Raw genomic sequence first — 15,957 nt, 5'->3', positions numbered from 1 at the left:
GGGTTGATCCGCGCGCGGAGGGGTAACACCGGGTTCCATGCGAACACTCTCGGCGACACTGCTGACCGCAGCTCTGCTCGGAACACTTCTCGTCGCCGCGCCGGCAACGTCGACGGCGGCACCCGCCGAGACGTGTGGCACCGAGCTCCGCCCGGCCGACCGCGAGCGGATCGTCGAACTCAGTACCTACGATCAGGATTCGCGGGACCTCCCGCTCGTGCAGCTACGACGCAACGTCGCGAAGCTGTACGGGATCGTCGACATCCTCACCGACCGCCGCGACCGTCGCGGGTTGTTCGCCCTCGGACTGGCCGCAGTGGAACGCGACGCGGTGATGCCGCTGCAGAACAATCCGCGCGTGTTCCAGACGCCGCGGTGGGCCCCGGTGATCAGTCTCGAACTCCTCAACCGGTTCCTCGACGCCGTCCGAGGCGAGTTCGGCGGCGGACCCGTGGCGCCCCAGTGGCGGCACTACTTCGACATGGCCGACGATTGCGCGGTCCCCGGCCAGCGGGTGGCCATGGCCGGCTACAACTCGCACATCACCGTCGACCTCGCATACGCGACCGCCGACGCCCGGGCCACACCATCGAACGCGCGCGACTTCTTCTTCATCGTCGACGCCATTGCTGCGCATGGGAACTCGATCATCACGGAAACACTGCGGGAGTACGGCGTCGACCTGGGCCCGATCTTCCGCTTCTACGTCGTCGGTGAGGGACTCGACCGGGTGGTCGGTGCCGGGCGCGCGACCGGGCCGATGCTGCGCGCCGTCGATGTGGGCTACAACGTACTGACGTTCCGCAACGGCCTCGCGCTCCAAGACGTCCGTGCGGCGCCCGGCGCGCGCGCCGACGTCAACGCGCTCTGGAACACCGGGGAGACCGCGCTCACGGCATTCCAGCGTGTCGGTCTGGTTCGCTGACCACTGCCCGGAACGCTTGGGCCGCGTGCGGACGAGCCAGGTGGAATAACTCGCCGAGGGACGCGGTTGTAGCCCTCGACGGTGACGGATCCATTGCCCCGGGTCCCACCCTTTTGCCGCTTCGAGCGGCCTGTTTGCCGAGAGGCGCACTGGCCGGCACCGTCCCTTTTCACACCGAAGCCGCCGAACCCTGAGGGGTCGGCGGCTTCGGTGGTGTCGGGCCCGGCGGATCGGGTTTCAGTGATCGCGGAGCTTCTCGATCAGCTCGTCCTTCTTCAGGTCCGAATAACCGGAGAGGTCCAGTTCCTTCGCGCGCTTCTTGAGTTCGTCGACCGTCCAGTCCTCGTAGGAACCGGACTTGCCCCCGCTCTTGCCGACGTCCGACCGCGAGCTGTTGGCCGCGGCGTTGGCGATCCGAGCGGATTTTTCCTTCGAGTTGCCCTCGTCGCGCAGCTTCTCGTAGAGCTCGTCGTCCTTGACCGAAGGTCCAGGGTCCTTCTTGTTCTCTGCCATGGTGTACGTCCTCGTGGTCGAGATGCTGAGTACGTCGCTGGGTTGCCCCGACGTGGCCGTCGTGAAACAACCTGCGTCGGCATGGACGCCGCGGGCTCGGTGTTCGCAATGGCCGAAACGGAGTCGAATCGGCCGATCGCGAGCCTAGGGTGATGTCCGAGCGGGCCACGGCGGCGGACCACCACTGGGTTTGGCTACCAGCAGTGGACGACGGCTACTCACAATAGATCGGTGTCCGCCCTACCGATAAGGTTGTGGCGATGTGTTCCGGCGATGCCACGACGCGTCGCCGTCCTTGCGAACACACGTTGCACACGTACCCCGAACAACGCAGTTGCGGAAGGAAGAACGCATGTCGCAGACAGTCAAGGGAGTCATCTCGCGCAGCAAGAAGGCGCCGACCGAGGTCGTGGACGTGGTGATCCCGGACCCGGGCGCGCGCGATGTGGTGGTGGCGATCAAGGCGTGCGGTGTCTGCCACACCGACCTGGCCTACCGCGAGGGTGGGATCAACGACGAGTACCCGTTCCTGCTCGGGCACGAGGCCGCGGGTGTGGTCGAGTCGGTCGGTTCCGATGTCACCCATGTCGAGGTCGGCGACTTCGTCGTCCTGAACTGGCGGGCGGTGTGTGGGCAGTGTCGGGCGTGTAAGCGGGGTCGTCCGTGGTATTGCTTCGACACGTTCAACGCCAGTGTGCCGATGACGTTGACCGATGGCACCGAGTTGACCCCGGCGTTGGGGATCGGTGCGTTCGCGGAGAAGACGTTGATCCACGAATTGCAGTGCACCAAGGTCAATCCGGACACCGACCCGGCGGTGGCGGGGCTGCTCGGTTGCGGTGTGATGGCCGGGATCGGTGCGGCGATGAACACCGGCAACGTGGGTCGTGGCGACTCGGTTGCGGTGATCGGCTGCGGTGGTGTGGGTGATGCGGCGATCGCCGGGGCTCGGTTGGCCGGTGCGACGACGATCATCGCGATCGACCGTGATGCGTCGAAGCTGGAATGGGCCACCGACCTCGGTGCGACGCACACGATCGACGGGTCGAAGGTCGACGACGTGATCGCCGCGGTGCAGGAACTGACCGACGGCAACGGCGCCGATGTCGTGATCGATGCGGTCGGCCGCCCGGAAACCTACAAGCAGGCGTTCTACGCCCGCGACCTGGCCGGGGTCGTGGTGCTGGTCGGTGTGCCGACCCCGGAGATGACCCTGGAGATGCCGCTGGTCGATTTCTTCTCCCGCGGTGGCGCACTCAAGTCGTCCTGGTATGGCGACTGCCTGCCCGAGCGTGATTTCCCGATGCTGATCGACCTGTACGAGCAGGGGCGTCTGCCGTTGGACAAGTTCGTCACCGAACGCATCGGTATCGACGATGTCGAGGCCGCGTTCTCGGCGATGGAGGCCGGCAAGGTGCTGCGATCGGTGGTGGAGTTGTGAGCGGCGAGTTGCGGATCGACAACGTCGTCACCTCGGGCACGTTCAGTCTCGACGGCGGCACCTGGGACGTCGACAACAACGTGTGGCTCGTCGGTGATGACGACGAGGTGATCATCATCGACGCCGCGCACTCGGCGAAGCCGATCCTCGACGGCGTCGGCAACCGGACGGTGACCGCGATCGTGCTGACCCACGGGCACAACGATCACGTCACCGTGGCCCCGGAGCTGTCGGAGGCGACCGGCGCGCCGATCCTGCTGCACCCCGGCGATGACATGTTGTGGAACGACACCCATCCCGGTGTCGCGCATCAGGATCTGGAGGACGGCCAGCGGATCAGCGTCGGTGGGACCGAGTTGACGATCATCAACACCCCCGGCCACTCGCCGGGGTCGTCGGTGATCCATCTGCCCGAGGCGAAGGTCCTGTTCTCCGGTGACACCCTGTTCCAGGGCGGTCCGGGCGCGACCGGGCGTTCGTATTCGAGTTTCCCCACGATCATCGCCTCGATCACCGAGAAGATCTTCACCCTCGACCCGGAGACGAAGGTCTACACCGGCCACGGCGACGGCACCACCGTCGGCGCCGAGGCACCCCACCTCGAAGAATGGATCAAACGCGGTAGCTGACAGGCCGAACGCGGCATCCGCTCGGCCGACTACCGGCCGTTCTCGGTAGTCGGCGCGGGCGGGTGACGGCCGCGGAGGATGCGTCAGGAGACGGACGCGACGAGGACTCGCAGCAGTCGTCGAAAGGTCGTTGCCTGACTGTCGGACATGGCGCCGTGGAGTAGCTCGTCCTCCACGGCCCGTATCTCGGCCTGGACGCGCTCGTGCAGTGCATGCCCCTCCGAGGTGATCGAAACGGTCCACTGGCGATGACTGCCCGACCTCTCCCTGGACACGATGCCCCGCCGCTGGAGTTCGTCCAGATGTTTGCCGAGTCGCGTCGGATCTCGCCCGGTGCGTTCGGACAACGCACGCTGCGACACAGCCGGCGTCGCGGCGACCTCGCCCACGATGGCGTACTCCCACATCGACAGGCCGGCGGCCCGGAGGATCGGCTCCTCGAGGCTGATCAGGTGCGGGATCAGTCGCCCGAGAAGTGCGCCGAGATCGGGCTCCGCACTCGAAACCCGGTCGTCGTCCGCCATCGACATCCCCTCTCAGATCGTCTACCGTGGTAGACGATCGTTGCGGCCGGTCACTCCCGCTCGATGCGGAAGCGTCCTCTCATCATCGCGGGCCGACGGGACGGATCGACAGTTCGGATGGGCACTGTCTTCGAGAAGGGGCGTCGGATGGACACAGCGGCACTTCGGGCGACGACCGACGATGTCGGCGCACATCTCTCCGAGATGACCGTCGGCGACATGAGCATTCCGGCCGCCGCCACGAACGGTGACCTCGGCGATCTGTTCGTGGCGGCCGTCGATCGAAACGCGCGTCTCACCGCGCTCCTCACCGGCGATGAGCTGACTTCTCCGCGAGCTGCACCGATCGACAGGGCATCGTTCCCGTTGGTGGCGGACCAGTACGGAGGCGGTTTCGATCACCGATACCGTCGAAGTGCCGGCCTGATGGTCGCCGCCTTCGCCGGAGTCCTCGACACGCACCGGGTCGTCGACCTAGACGGCACCCACACAACCGCGGGTGCACTCTACGAGCGCGCGGTCCGCGATGCCTTCTTGCTCACGTGGAACATCGCCACCGCAATCGACATCCGGTATCAGCCGCGACCCGACATCGTTCGAGGGGTCATCCAGACGATGCTCTCGCACATCGAGGATGCCGATCTGGCAACGGCAGTCGACGTCCTCGTCCAACTGTCGGGTCCACACCGGGACAAGTGAGGAGTCGCGGTGGGACTGCGATGAGCCGCACCCGCCGGGTGTCGCCGTCCGCTCAGCTTTTTCTCAGGGGTCGGAATCGGCGGCTCGAGCCGCAGGCGTAACGTCGCGCGGATGAGCGATTCCGCGGTCCGCAACATCGACCATCCCGACCAGGCGCCGGTACCCCGTAGCCGCATCGTGATCGCGTCGATGATCGGGACGAGCATCGAGTTCTTCGACTTCTACATCTATGCGACGGCCGCGGTCCTCGTGTTCCCGGTCCTGTTCTTCCCCAAGGGGGACGACACCGCGGCGCTGCTGTCGTCGTTCGCGACCTTCGGTCTCGCCTTCGTGGCGCGACCCATCGGCTCGATCCTGTTCGGCCACTTCGGGGATCGCGTCGGCCGGAAGGCGACACTGGTGGGGTCGCTCCTCACCATGGGTATAGCCACCTTCGTGATCGGTCTGCTGCCCACGTACGACTCCGTCGGCTACCTCGCACCGGCGCTGCTCGCGCTCATGCGCTTCTGCCAGGGCCTCGGACTGGGCGGAGAGTGGTCGGGCGCAGCGCTTCTCGCGACCGAGACGGCCGAGAAGGGCAAGCGCGCGTGGGCGGCGATGTGGCCGCAACTCGGCGCACCGGTCGGCTTCTTCTTCGCCAACGGCACCTTCCTGCTGCTGATGCTCGCCCTCGACTTCGACGCCGCGTCCGCCGACCCCGACCATGCCTTCATGACCTGGGGCTGGCGAATCCCGTTCCTGGCCAGCGCCATCATGGTGGCCGTGGGGCTGTATGTCCGGCTGAAGCTCACCGAGACACCGGTGTTCGCGAAGGCCGTCGCCGACGGCAAGAAGGTCAAGGCGCCGCTCGCCGAGGTCGTCAAGACCAGTTGGCGTCCGCTCATCGCGGGCACGTTCATCATGGTCGCGACGTACACGCTGTTCTACATCGTGACCACCTGGGTGATCTCCTACGGCACCGGCAAGGTGACCGACGAATCGGGTGTCAAGCTCTCCATCAGCTACGTCGACTTCCTGCAGCTGCAGCTTGTCGCGGTCCTCTTCTTCGCCGCATGCGTGCCGATCTCGGGACGCCTGGCCGATCGGTACGGGCGCCGTGCGTTCCTCATCATCATCACCGCTGCGATCATCGTGTTCGGCCTGTGCTTCCAGTGGCTGCTCGATCCGTCATCGATGACCGACGGAATGATGCTGTTCTTCCTGATCCTCGGGATGACGTTGATGGGGCTCACCTTCGGGCCGATGAGCGCGATCCTGCCCGAGCTGTTCCCGACCAACGTGCGCTACACGGGTTCGGGGATCGCCTACAACGTGGCGTCGATCCTCGGCGCGGCCGTGGCCCCGTTCATCGCGACGTGGATCGTCGCGGACTACGGCGTCGGCTGGGTGGGCGTGTACCTCGCGGTCGCCGCCTGCGCCACCATGATCGCCCTGCTCAGCGTCAAGGAGACCAAGACCGTCGACCTCACCGAGGTCTGAGTCACGGGCGCGCTGCCGACCGGGATTGTCGGCGGCACGGCGTACCGTCGAACGGGTGAATGCCCGTCCGGTTGCAGGTGAGGCGACATGAAGCTGGCCGACGTCGTCGAGACCTCCGCGGATGTCGCGCGCGACCGGTCGCGAACCCGCAAGACGGCGGTGCTCGCGGAGGCGCTCTCGGCGACGACGGACGCGGAACTGCCGATCGTCGTCGCATGGCTTTCCGGCGAGATCCCCCAAGGGCGTCTCGGCGTCGGATGGCGGTCGTTGTCGAAACTGATTGCGGCACACGCGGAGTCGCCGACTCTGGAGGTCGCGGCTGTCGATGCCGCCCTTGGTGAGCTCGCGTCGGCGTCGGGCCCCGGTTCGACGAAGCGCCGCGGCGACATCATCGCGTCCCTGTTCGCGGCGTCGACCGAGGCCGAGCAGAAGTTCCTCGTGGCACTGCTCACCGGCGAACTGCGGCAGGGAGCACTCGCCGGCGTCATGACCGACGCCATCGCCAAGGTCACCGGCCAGGATCTGGTGCTGGTGCGTCGGGCGAACATGCTGACCGGTTCGCTGCCGGAGGCCGCGGCGCTGGCCCGGTTCGGGGCCGAAGCGTTGGCCGCGGTGGGCCTCGAGGTCGGTCGTGCCGTCGAACCCATGCTCGCGACCCCCGCCGACGATCTCGATTCCGCTCTCGCGCTCCTCGGGCCCGACCTCATCGTCGACTACAAACTCGACGGAGCGCGGATCCAGGTTCACCGCAAGGGGACCGAGGTCTCGGTGTTCACCCGCACATTGCGGAACGTGACGGCCAACGTGCCCGACCTCGTCTCGGTGATCGCCGCGCTACCGTGCGACTCGGTCATCCTCGACGGGGAGACGTTGATGCTGTCCGACGACGGCCGACCGCGGTCGTTCCAGGACACCATGAGCCGTTTTGGTTCCGGGCCCACGGCGGCGGGTGAACCCGAACGCCTGCTCAAGCCGTTCTTCTTCGACTGCCTGCATCTCGACGGCACCGACCTGATCGACCGCCCGCTGTCCGAGCGGCTCGCCGCCATCGACTCGATCGCCCCGCAGCTGCGTATCCCGGCCGTGACGCGGCCGAGTGTCGAGGAGGCGCGCAACCACTTCGACGCCGCGATGGCCGACGGTCACGAGGGTGTGATGGTGAAGTCGCTCGACGGCCTGTACGTGGCCGGTCGTCGTGGAAAGGCATGGCAGAAGGTCAAACCGACGCACACCTTCGACCTCGTGGTGCTGGGTGCCGAGTGGGGGTCGGGGCGTCGCTCGGGCTGGCTGTCGAACCTGCATCTCGGCGCCCGCGATCCGGAGACGGGGGAACTCGTGATGGTCGGCAAGACGTTCAAGGGCCTGACTGACGAACTGCTGCGCTGGCAAACCGAGGAGTTCCCGAAACACGAGACGCACCGGGACTCGTACACGATCCACCTGCGCCCCGAGATCGTCGTCGAAATCGAACTCGATGGTGCGCAACGGAGTTCGCGCTATCCGGGTGGTGTCGCGCTGCGCTTCGCGCGCGTGGTCCGGTATCGGCCGGACAAGACCGCGGCCCAGGCCGACAGCATCGAGGCGATCCGCGCGTTGTTGAAGTGAGCTCTGGAAACCACCCGTGTAAACCGGACAGCCGCCCATATGCCGCCGGCCCGGCTCCACGGGGTGGTTTCCAGGAAACGGCCCGGTCAGGTCAGTGACAACTGCGCCACCGGGGTGGTGGTGGGCCGGTCCGAACCGCCGGGTGGTTCGACGGTGAACGCCAGCGTCGAGGCGGAGTTGATCCCGGACAAGACGGCGGTGGTGACCGGTTCGACGTCCTTGTCGGTCATCGTGCCGGCCGAGCGGGCACCGTCCGGCCCGATGAGCCACATCTGATACACCGTCCCCGGTTGAGGCGGCGGGACCGAATCCATGACCAGTACGCCGGTGTCCGCAGACTTCGCGAGGTAGACGGTGACGTTCCCGGTCGCGACCGGACCGCCGGTCGATCGCAGGTCCTCCGCGGAGAAGACCTGCTCGGCCGGTGAAGCGAGCGGGCGCACCTCCGGTTCCGGGGAGCTCGACTGTCCGATGACCCACCCGGCGGCGCCGATGGCGACGGCGAGGACCGCCGCGGCGGCGAGATATGTCCAACGGCGAGGCCTGCGTCGGTCATCGGCCCCGGTCGCCGGGGTGCCGGCGGCGGATTCCGGTTGCCCGACGTCGGTGCCGGCTGATGCGGGGTCTTGCTGGGGCATCGGATGATCCGACGCGCCGGACACGACCGGCCCGGACGCGGACGCGCCGGCCGGTTCGGCGACGTCCGGTGCGTCGAGACCCGCGTCGGCACGCGCGGCGGACAGGATGCGGTCGCGGAGCGTCGGCGGAGGTGGCGTGGCGGTCGTCTTGCTCATCGCGGCCAGTGCCTCGCGGGTCGCGCGGACCTGCTTGTCGAACAGGGCGCGTACATCGTGCGGCGCCCCTGCGACGCGCGCCTGGACGTCGCGTAGTTCGTCATCGGAGAGTGCGTCGAGGGCGACGAGCGGTGCCATCTCCAGCAGTTCGGCAGCGTCGGGATCGAGATGCTCAGACATCGCGTGCCTCCTGCCGTCGTCGAACGATGTGTCGTTGTCCCCCCGAACGCCGCTTCCGGCGGGCGGGTGTCACGTTTCCGCGTGGGCCCGGAGGCAACGGGGCTGCGGCAAGAAGTATGACGTGCGCTGCGGGTGATCGGGGTATCCGGGCCGTCGGCTGAACGACTCCTGGTGGAGTCGGGCGCCGGTGGCGTGCAGCGAGAAATGGGTCATCGCCACCGGCGGCAGCGCCGCGTCCGTACCGGGCCTGGCGCTCGCGACGTCAGTCTGGGACCCGTGTGTCATGCCACCTGTTCGGATCCACCGGCGAGGCGGATGGGTCGGGGGAGGTCAGCGCGACGTTCGGTGGGTCACATCCGCGCCGGCGTACCGCCGGGCATCTGCTGATCGGTCGGGACGATCTCGGCACCCAGCGGGAGCAGCGACACCGGAACCATCTTGAAACTCGCGATGCCGAGGGGGATGCCGATGATCGTCAGGCACATCGCCAGGCCGGTCGTGATGTGACCGATCGCGAGCCAGAGGCCGGCCACGATGATCCAGATGACGTTGCCGATCGTCGATGCCACACCCGCGGTCGGCTTGCGGATCACGGTTCGTCCGAAGGGCCAGAGCGCGTAGCTCGCCATCCGGAACGACGCGATGCCGAAGGGGATGGTGATGATGAGGATGCAGCAGATGATGCCCGCGACGACGTAACCGATCGCCATCCACAGTCCGCACAGGACGAGCCAGATGACGTTGAGGATGGTCTTCATTCCTCCATTGTCCATGTGGTGCCGGCCGGTGGGCACAAATGCGAGACGCAGGAGAGCGCCCGCGGGCCGGCACGACACTACGATGACGTCGTGGGTGGACGGCCGGGGCGTGCGCGGGAGGCGTTGTGGGCGGTGCTCGCCACCGTGGTGCTCGTCATCCGCATCCTGGCGACCATCGCGCTCGTGCTGTTCGTGATCGGATGGGCGGTCGCGGCGATCCGCGATTCACTCGAGAACGTGTTCCTGTGGCCGTCGATCGGTGCCGGCGTCGCACTCCTGGTCAGCACCTATGTCTACGGTCAACTCCGCGCGCGCTATCCGCGGCACAACGGGTGGATCCCGTGAGTGGTGCTGACCCCCTTGCTCCCTGAGCTGCGCGCGGAGTCCCGCCCCGGCTCGCTGAGTTGCGAATCTTGTGCTCCCTTCGTGGCTCGCTTCGCTCGCACCTCAGGGAGCATGTGGAGGCTCGCACCTCAGGGAGCATGGGGGCTCGCGCCTCAGAGGCAGAGGGGGTCAGGACGCGACGCGACCCAACTTCGCGAGAAGCGTCGTCTGACGGTCGGCGCCGGCGGGGATCTCGACCTTGCGGCACACGCCCTCGGAGTAGAGCGCGTCACCGAAACCGTCGACCGCCGTTTCCATCTCGGACAGTTCGTCGTCGGTGAACCGATGCTCTGCCCCGGCGGCCCGGGCGATGTCCCACCGGTGGGCGATCATGTCGAATCCGTAGAACCGGATGAGGGTCTCGCCGATGGTGGTCGGTCCGAAGTGGCCGTCGAAGGCGCGCTCGCCGACGCTCGGGTCGGCGAGCAGGCCGGCGACGGTGTCGCGGTGGGTGTGCCAGGCGGCGGCCGGATCGTCGAGGGAGGGCGTGGGTCCGAGATCGACGTCGTGGCGTGCGAAGAACTCGCGCTGCGTGTCGATGACGTGACCGACGACGTCGCGTCCGGTCCAGCCCTCGCACGGGGAGGATGCGGTCCAGGTGTCCGCGGGAGCGTCGTCGAGGATGGCGGCGAAACCGTCGGCGAGGAGGGCGTAGTGGTCGAGCAATGGTGAGGTGTCGTTGATTGCGGTCATGATGAAAGTCAACCGCACGAGTACGGGACGGTGATTGATGAAACCCGACAATGAGGGGCGCGCGCGGCTCGACGACGTCGAGCGCGCACACCTCGTCGACCCGTCGGACGCGAGCTATCGCATCGGGCGGTGGGCGCCGAGCCCCGATCTCGACGAGCTGGTGCGCCGCTTCTGGGTTCCGGTCTGGTGGGTGCCACCCGGCGCCGAGGCGCCGCAGCGCGTTCTGCAGTACCCGGTCTGCCTCATCGTCATCAGCAACACCTATGCGCGTTTCTACGGCGTGGTGACCGGACTGTCGGAGACGGTTCTGACGGGCGACGGCTGGGCGGTCGGGGTGATGCTGACGCCGGGGGCCGGGGGGTTGCTGACCGGCGATGTCGGGGCGTGGACCGATCGACATGCCGAACTCGCCGAGGTCTTCGGCGAGAAGGGCAGCGATCTCGAGCGGTCGGTGCGCTCGGCGATGGCCGTGGACCCCGGGATCGAGGAGACCCAGCGTGTCGCGACCGATCGGGTCGAGGACTGGCTGCGCTCGTATCTCCCGCTCGACGACGACGGCAGGCTGATCAACGCGATCGTGGAGTACGTCGAGACCGATTCGACCGTCGTGGCGGTCGCGCAGATCTGCGAACGGTTCCATCTCACCGAACGCAGCCTGCAGCGGCTGACCCGGCGTCGCCTCGGCCTGACCCCGAAGTGGCTGATCCAGCGTCGACGGTTGCACGAGGCGGCCGAGCGTCTGCGCGACCGGTCGGGAACGCTCGCCTCGCTCGCGGCGGAGCTGGCCTACGCCGACGAGGCGCACTTCGTGCGTGACTTCAAGACCGTCACCGGCATGACCCCGCGGACGTTCTCGGCGCGGTTCGGCTAGGCCGGGATCGTGGACCGGGCGCGGGATCGCGGACCGGCACGCGACGGCGGGGCCGGTCGAATGTTGCCGAGATCACATCGGTGCAGGCAGAATCGTCGACATATCGGGCAATCAACGGAGGGTGCATGACTGACGCGGCGTTGGTGGCCACGCGCATCCGCCGGGCGTACGAGGACTTCCTCTCCGGCGGGAATCCACCCGCGGATGCGGTCCGATCGATCGTCCGCGACTCGTGGGCGAGGTCGCTGACCAGGGGCGTCGACCCGAGTGAGGCCGCCGCGGACGGCGCCCGTGCGTCCGTGATGTCACCCGCGGAGTTCGCCGCCTACCGAGCCGCACATCCCATCACCGCCGTCCGGCCATTGGTGCAGTCGCTGATGGTCGATGCCATCGCCGACACCGGCGTCGTCGTCGCGCTGACGGATCAGGCCGGGCGCCTGCTGTGGATCGAGGGCGACACGGCCGCTCGCGATCGGGCCGGTCACATCAACTTCGTCGAGGGCACGGTGTGGAGCGAAGAGGTCGTCGGCACCAATGCCCCGGGACTCGCGCTGGCCGTCGACCGAGGCGTACAGGTCGTCGGACCCGAACACTTCGCCGGCCCCGTGCAGGAGTGGAGCTGTGCCGCGGCGCCCGTGCACGACCCGCTGACCGGGCACGTGATCGGTGTCATCGACGTGACCGGTGGACGTGAGGTCGCGGCACCGTTCGCGCTGGCGGCCGTCCGCTCGGTGGTCGCGGCCGTCGAGCGTGAACTGCGGGCGGGTGCTGTCGACCTCGGCGACCCGTCCACCTTCGATCCGGCGCCCAGACCACAGGGCGCGGCGCATCTCACCGTCCTCGGAGACGGTTCGGGACGCTGGCACCGAGTCGCCGACGGGCCGGGCGCCCGCGCGCTGTCCCGTCGACATGCGGAGATACTCGTTCTGCTACAAGCATTTCCGGAAGGACTGAACACCGAGCAGCTCGCGCTCAAGCTGGCCGAGGACGGGCTCGACCCGGTCACGGTGCGAGCCGAGATCTCCCGGCTCCGCCGCGACCTCGGTGCCGACGTCGTGGCAAGCAGGCCCTACCGCCTCACTCTCGACATCACCTCCGACGTCGACGCCCTCCGGTCGCGCATCGCGTCGGGTACGGATCTCGCGTCGGTGGTCGACGACCTCGGTCGCGGCGGACTGCTCGCCGAGTCGAGCGCGCCGGGCATCGTCGACATCTTCGAGGAACTCCGGGAAGATCTGCGGTCACGTCTCTTCGCGTCCGGCGACGTCGCGGCCCTCCGCCGGTGGACGTCGTCGACCCACGGACGCGACGACCTCGCCGCCTGGCGCCGCCTCGAACACCGTCTGCCGGTCGGCGACCCCGACCGGGCCGTCGTCGGCGGACGCATCCGACTCCTGGACAAGCGGTACGGGGCGTAACCGGCTGAGCTGCGTGAACAGCTGGTGGCCAACGTTGCAACGCTTGTGCAACCACCCCGCTCCTAGAGTGTGGAGCAGATCACAACGGACGCCTCCGGTGTCCCGTGTGACATCCGCAGAGCGTCCTCAGCTTGAGGCCCACACGCAAGGAGCAACCATGACCGTCTTCGCAAAGCCGGGTGCCGATGGCTCGGTGATGAGCTACGAGTCGCGCTACGACAACTGGATCGGCGGACAGTGGACCCCGCCGGTGAAGGGTCAGTACTTCGAGAACCCGTCGCCCGTCGACGGCAAGATCTTCTGCGAGGTCGCACGCTCGACCGCCGAGGACATCGACCTCGCGCTCGACGCCGCCCACAAGGCCGCACCCGGATGGGGCAAGACCCCCGTCGCCGAGCGCTCGCTGGCCCTGCTGCGCATCGCCGATCGCATGGAGGAGAACCTCGAGAAGCTGGCCGTCGCCGAGACCTGGGACAACGGCAAGGCCGTCCGCGAGACCATGGCCGCCGACATCCCGCTGGCCATCGACCACTTCCGCTACTTCGCCGGCGCCCTCCGCGCCCAGGAGGGCTCGATCTCCGAGGTCGACGAGGACACCGTCGCCTACCACTTCCACGAGCCGCTCGGCGTCGTCGGCCAGATCATCCCCTGGAACTTCCCGATCCTGATGGCGGTGTGGAAGCTGGCGCCCGCGCTCGCCGCCGGCAACGCGGTCGTGCTCAAGCCCGCCGAGCAGACACCCGCGTCGATCCTGTACCTGGTCAGCCTCATCAGCGACCTGCTTCCCGCCGGAGTCCTCAACGTGGTCAACGGGTTCGGCGTCGAGGCGGGCAAGCCGCTCGCGTCGAGCAACCGTATCCGCAAGATCGCGTTCACCGGTGAGACCACCACCGGCCGGCTCATCATGCAGTACGCCTCGGAGAATCTGATCCCGGTCACCCTCGAGCTGGGCGGCAAGAGCCCGAACATCTTCTTCAACGACGTGATGTCCGCCGACGACGGGTTCCTCGACCGTGCGCTGGAAGGCTTCTCGATGTTCGCGCTCAACCAGGGCGAGGTGTGCACCTGCCCCAGCCGCGCGCTCATCCAGCAGGACATCTACGACGAGTTCATCGCCAAGGCCGTCGACCGCGTCGGAAAGATCAAGCAGGGCAACCCCCTCGACACCGACACGATGATGGGCGCGCAGGCCTCCAACGATCAGTTCGAGAAGATCTCCTCCTACCTCGCCATCGGCAAGGACGAGGGCGCCGAGGTGCTGATCGGCGGCGAGGCAGCCGAACTCGACGGCGATCTGGCCGGCGGCTTCTACATCAAACCGACTGTCTTCCAGGGCAACAACAAGATGCGCATCTTCCAGGAAGAGATCTTCGGCCCGGTCCTCGCGGTCACCACCTTCAAGGACTTCGCCGACGCCATGCACATCGCCAACGACACGCTATACGGGCTCGGCGCCGGTGTGTGGAGCCGTGACGGTGCGACCGCCTACCGGGCGGGCCGCGAGATCCAGGCTGGCCGGGTGTGGACGAACACCTACCACGACTACCCGGCGCACGCCGCCTTCGGCGGGTACAAGCAGTCCGGTATCGGTCGCGAGAACCACCTCATGATGCTCGAGCACTACCAGCAGACCAAGAACCTCCTGGTCGGTTACGCTCAGAGCGCCAAGGGTTTCTTCTGACCCTTCGAGGCTCGTCGCTAGCGCTCCTCGCACCTCAGGGAGCAGGGGGCCGCGCTCCTCGCGTGAGCGGTGAGCAGCGGGGCCCTCTCCACGCGATAGCGGTGCAAGTACCAGCGAAGAGAAGGTGATTGACGATGACCGCCGAGCAGAGTGTTCCTGATCGCGTGGTCGCCACAGACTCCGCCGTGCAGCTCCTGACCAAGTTGTCGGAGCTGCACGGCGGCCTCATGATCCACCAGTCCGGTGGGTGCTGTGACGGCTCGGCCCCGATGTGTTACCCGGTAGGGGAGTATCGAGTGGGCCAGCGGGATGTGCTGGTCGGCGAGATCGAACTCCCCGAACCCATTCCGGCTGTACGGGTCTGGATCAACGGTGACCAGTTCGAGCTGTGGAAGCACACCCAGCTGATCCTCGACGTCGTGAAGGGTCGTGGCGCCGGATTCAGTCTCGAGGCGCCGGAAGGCGTCCGGTTCCTCTCGCGTGCACGAACTTTCACCGATGAGGAGAACGAGATCCTGGAGGCGTCGCCGCCGCTGACGGGGGCCACCGCCGGCCCCTGAGCTCGACCCCACACAGAATGCGTCGTCCGTATCGAAATCCGATACGGACGACGCATTCTGTGTCTGTCCGGGCTGGTTCACCACTGGTCGAAGCCGACGTTGACCTGGGGGTATCCGGTGTCGATGTGGTTGTTCATCCAGTAGTTCTGGGCGTGGGGTCCCCAGATGGTGCTCATGGCGGTGTTGACGTTGTGGGGGTGGTTGGTGAGTTGGTAGTTGGCGGTGGGGCCGAAGGCGCCGATGCGGTAGATGGCGTTGACGTCGAGGTGGTTGGTGAAGGGTGCGGTGGCGGTGATGGTTTCGGTGGCGCCGGGGTAGAGGATGTGTTGGGGTGCGTTGACCCATTGGCCGCCGTCGGCGTTGGCGCCTTGGAGGTATTCGGGCTTGTCGGTGTGGTTGGTGATGGTCATGGCGACGGTGGGTTCGCCGGGGCGGGTGATGGGGAGGGTGCCGGCGTGGGCTGCTCCGGCGGCGCCGAGGGCGATGCCTGTTGCGGCGGCGAGTCCGAGGGTGGCGGTGGCGATGCGGGTGGTGGTCTTCATGGTGTGCTCCCGGTGGTGTGGGGGTTGTTGTGGTGACACCACTGACTCTGCTAGGGACGGGGCGTCGGTGGTTTCCGCTGACCGGGTGATGGTGGGGGTGAACGCTGCATCCACCGATCGGGGGACATGGGGGTGGTCGCCGGGTGGCTTCGACTCGGCTCCTCGACCTCGACGCGCTCCTTCGTCGCTTGCTCGGCCCGGCGGCTTCGCTCGGTGCCGGTTCAACCAGCGGTGGGGGAGTCGGCGGGCAACTACCATCGA

At 67.4% G+C, this 15,957-nt stretch carries 17 protein-coding genes; 11 read left to right on the top strand and 6 right to left on the bottom strand.

Annotated elements, in window-relative coordinates:
- Positions 1-37: 37 nt before the first annotated feature.
- Complete coding sequence (locus AB4Z55_RS01645; RefSeq protein ID WP_369519002.1) at positions 38-925, top strand: DUF5995 family protein; 888 nt, start codon at positions 38-40, stop codon at positions 923-925.
- Positions 926-1,162: 237 nt separating this feature from the next.
- On the opposite strand, the gene AB4Z55_RS01640 is transcribed toward AB4Z55_RS01645, so the two are convergent.
- On the bottom strand, positions 1,163-1,438 hold the full coding sequence (locus AB4Z55_RS01640) for a Rho termination factor N-terminal domain-containing protein (protein WP_101822725.1): 276 nt from the start codon (positions 1,436-1,438) through the stop codon (positions 1,163-1,165).
- Between the two features lie 352 nt (positions 1,439-1,790).
- On the opposite strand from AB4Z55_RS01640, the gene AB4Z55_RS01635 reads away from it, so the two are divergent.
- The gene (locus AB4Z55_RS01635) at positions 1,791-2,879 is read left to right on the top strand and encodes an S-(hydroxymethyl)mycothiol dehydrogenase (protein ID WP_369519001.1); all 1,089 of its coding nucleotides are present in this window, start codon (positions 1,791-1,793) and stop codon (positions 2,877-2,879) included.
- Positions 2,876-3,508: an MBL fold metallo-hydrolase gene (locus tag AB4Z55_RS01630; protein WP_369519000.1), complete on the top strand. Its 633-nt coding sequence runs from the start codon at positions 2,876-2,878 to the stop codon at positions 3,506-3,508. The genes AB4Z55_RS01635 and AB4Z55_RS01630 overlap by 4 nt, the downstream gene beginning before the upstream one ends.
- Positions 3,509-3,591: 83 nt before the next feature.
- On the opposite strand, the gene AB4Z55_RS01625 is transcribed toward AB4Z55_RS01630, so the two are convergent.
- A complete protein-coding gene (locus AB4Z55_RS01625) occupies positions 3,592-4,032 on the bottom strand; it encodes a MarR family winged helix-turn-helix transcriptional regulator (protein WP_064570926.1) in 441 nt (146 codons plus the stop codon).
- A gap of 117 nt (positions 4,033-4,149) precedes the next feature.
- Between AB4Z55_RS01625 and AB4Z55_RS01620 the strand changes: the two genes are divergently transcribed.
- From AB4Z55_RS01620 to AB4Z55_RS01610, 3 genes are all read left to right on the top strand, one after another.
- Positions 4,150-4,731, top strand: coding sequence for a hypothetical protein (locus tag AB4Z55_RS01620; protein WP_369518999.1), 582 nt, complete (start codon positions 4,150-4,152; stop codon positions 4,729-4,731).
- Positions 4,732-4,842: 111 nt separating this feature from the next.
- On the top strand, positions 4,843-6,210 hold the full coding sequence (locus AB4Z55_RS01615) for an MFS transporter (RefSeq protein ID WP_369518998.1): 1,368 nt from the start codon (positions 4,843-4,845) through the stop codon (positions 6,208-6,210).
- 87 nt (positions 6,211-6,297) lie between these two features.
- Positions 6,298-7,815: an ATP-dependent DNA ligase gene (locus tag AB4Z55_RS01610; protein ID WP_369518997.1), complete on the top strand. Its 1,518-nt coding sequence runs from the start codon at positions 6,298-6,300 to the stop codon at positions 7,813-7,815.
- A gap of 86 nt (positions 7,816-7,901) precedes the next feature.
- On the opposite strand, the gene AB4Z55_RS01605 is transcribed toward AB4Z55_RS01610, so the two are convergent.
- Together AB4Z55_RS01605 and AB4Z55_RS01600 are read right to left on the bottom strand one after the other, a co-directional pair.
- Entirely contained in the window at positions 7,902-8,789 is an 888-nt protein-coding gene (locus AB4Z55_RS01605) for an anti-sigma factor (protein ID WP_369518996.1), read from the bottom strand.
- 350 nt (positions 8,790-9,139) lie between these two features.
- Positions 9,140-9,547, bottom strand: a complete 408-nt coding sequence (locus AB4Z55_RS01600; RefSeq protein WP_369518995.1) for a YccF domain-containing protein — start codon at positions 9,545-9,547, stop codon at positions 9,140-9,142.
- A gap of 90 nt (positions 9,548-9,637) precedes the next feature.
- Here AB4Z55_RS01600 and AB4Z55_RS01595 point away from each other — a divergent pair, with 90 nt between their 5' ends.
- The gene (locus AB4Z55_RS01595; RefSeq protein WP_369518994.1) at positions 9,638-9,892 is read left to right on the top strand and encodes a hypothetical protein; all 255 of its coding nucleotides are present in this window, start codon (positions 9,638-9,640) and stop codon (positions 9,890-9,892) included.
- A 168-nt stretch (positions 9,893-10,060) separates the two neighbouring features.
- On the opposite strand, the gene AB4Z55_RS01590 is transcribed toward AB4Z55_RS01595, so the two are convergent.
- Positions 10,061-10,624 carry a maleylpyruvate isomerase family mycothiol-dependent enzyme gene (locus tag AB4Z55_RS01590; RefSeq protein ID WP_064570925.1) on the bottom strand — a complete coding sequence of 188 codons (564 nt, stop codon included), beginning with the start codon at positions 10,622-10,624 and terminating at the stop codon, positions 10,061-10,063.
- Between the two features lie 37 nt (positions 10,625-10,661).
- Here AB4Z55_RS01590 and AB4Z55_RS01585 point away from each other — a divergent pair, with 37 nt between their 5' ends.
- The 4 genes from AB4Z55_RS01585 (at position 10,662) to AB4Z55_RS01570 (ending at position 15,154) form a co-directional block, all read left to right on the top strand.
- The gene (locus AB4Z55_RS01585) at positions 10,662-11,495 is read left to right on the top strand and encodes an AraC family transcriptional regulator (protein WP_004021501.1); all 834 of its coding nucleotides are present in this window, start codon (positions 10,662-10,664) and stop codon (positions 11,493-11,495) included.
- 125 nt (positions 11,496-11,620) lie between these two features.
- Complete coding sequence (locus AB4Z55_RS01580) at positions 11,621-12,913, top strand: GAF domain-containing protein (RefSeq protein WP_248644263.1); 1,293 nt, start codon at positions 11,621-11,623, stop codon at positions 12,911-12,913.
- Positions 12,914-13,070: 157 nt separating this feature from the next.
- A complete protein-coding gene (locus AB4Z55_RS01575) occupies positions 13,071-14,594 on the top strand; it encodes an aldehyde dehydrogenase family protein (protein WP_004021499.1) in 1,524 nt (507 codons plus the stop codon).
- Between the two features lie 134 nt (positions 14,595-14,728).
- Positions 14,729-15,154: a DUF779 domain-containing protein gene (locus tag AB4Z55_RS01570; protein ID WP_004021498.1), complete on the top strand. Its 426-nt coding sequence runs from the start codon at positions 14,729-14,731 to the stop codon at positions 15,152-15,154.
- A gap of 77 nt (positions 15,155-15,231) precedes the next feature.
- On the opposite strand, the gene AB4Z55_RS01565 is transcribed toward AB4Z55_RS01570, so the two are convergent.
- On the bottom strand, positions 15,232-15,696 hold the full coding sequence (locus tag AB4Z55_RS01565) for a hypothetical protein (RefSeq protein ID WP_004021497.1): 465 nt from the start codon (positions 15,694-15,696) through the stop codon (positions 15,232-15,234).
- Positions 15,697-15,957: the final 261 nt, after the last annotated feature.

The sequence above is a fragment of the Gordonia sp. ABKF26 genome, assembly GCF_041103195.1.
Classification (GTDB): Bacteria; Actinomycetota; Actinomycetes; order Mycobacteriales; family Mycobacteriaceae; genus Gordonia; species Gordonia terrae.
This window is presented reverse-complemented; position numbering and strand designations above follow the sequence as displayed.

Bases quoted from the DNA above. Each gene is read 5' to 3' on its own strand.
- AB4Z55_RS01645 (WP_369519002.1), top strand. From the start codon at position 38: ATGCGAACACTCTCGGCGACACTGCTGACCGCAGCTCTGCTCGGAACA.
- AB4Z55_RS01640 (WP_101822725.1), bottom strand. From the start codon at position 1,438: ATGGCAGAGAACAAGAAGGACCCTGGACCTTCGGTCAAGGACGACGAG.
- AB4Z55_RS01635 (WP_369519001.1), top strand. From the start codon at position 1,791: ATGTCGCAGACAGTCAAGGGAGTCATCTCGCGCAGCAAGAAGGCGCCG.
- AB4Z55_RS01625 (WP_064570926.1), bottom strand. From the start codon at position 4,032: ATGGCGGACGACGACCGGGTTTCGAGTGCGGAGCCCGATCTCGGCGCA.
- AB4Z55_RS01620 (WP_369518999.1), top strand. From the start codon at position 4,150: ATGGGCACTGTCTTCGAGAAGGGGCGTCGGATGGACACAGCGGCACTT.
- AB4Z55_RS01615 (WP_369518998.1), top strand. From the start codon at position 4,843: ATGAGCGATTCCGCGGTCCGCAACATCGACCATCCCGACCAGGCGCCG.
- AB4Z55_RS01610 (WP_369518997.1), top strand. From the start codon at position 6,298: ATGAAGCTGGCCGACGTCGTCGAGACCTCCGCGGATGTCGCGCGCGAC.
- AB4Z55_RS01605 (WP_369518996.1), bottom strand. From the start codon at position 8,789: ATGTCTGAGCATCTCGATCCCGACGCTGCCGAACTGCTGGAGATGGCA.
- AB4Z55_RS01600 (WP_369518995.1), bottom strand. From the start codon at position 9,547: ATGAAGACCATCCTCAACGTCATCTGGCTCGTCCTGTGCGGACTGTGG.
- AB4Z55_RS01590 (WP_064570925.1), bottom strand. From the start codon at position 10,624: ATGACCGCAATCAACGACACCTCACCATTGCTCGACCACTACGCCCTC.
- AB4Z55_RS01585 (WP_004021501.1), top strand. From the start codon at position 10,662: ATGAAACCCGACAATGAGGGGCGCGCGCGGCTCGACGACGTCGAGCGC.
- AB4Z55_RS01580 (WP_248644263.1), top strand. From the start codon at position 11,621: ATGACTGACGCGGCGTTGGTGGCCACGCGCATCCGCCGGGCGTACGAG.
- AB4Z55_RS01575 (WP_004021499.1), top strand. From the start codon at position 13,071: ATGACCGTCTTCGCAAAGCCGGGTGCCGATGGCTCGGTGATGAGCTAC.
- AB4Z55_RS01570 (WP_004021498.1), top strand. From the start codon at position 14,729: ATGACCGCCGAGCAGAGTGTTCCTGATCGCGTGGTCGCCACAGACTCC.
- AB4Z55_RS01565 (WP_004021497.1), bottom strand. From the start codon at position 15,696: ATGAAGACCACCACCCGCATCGCCACCGCCACCCTCGGACTCGCCGCC.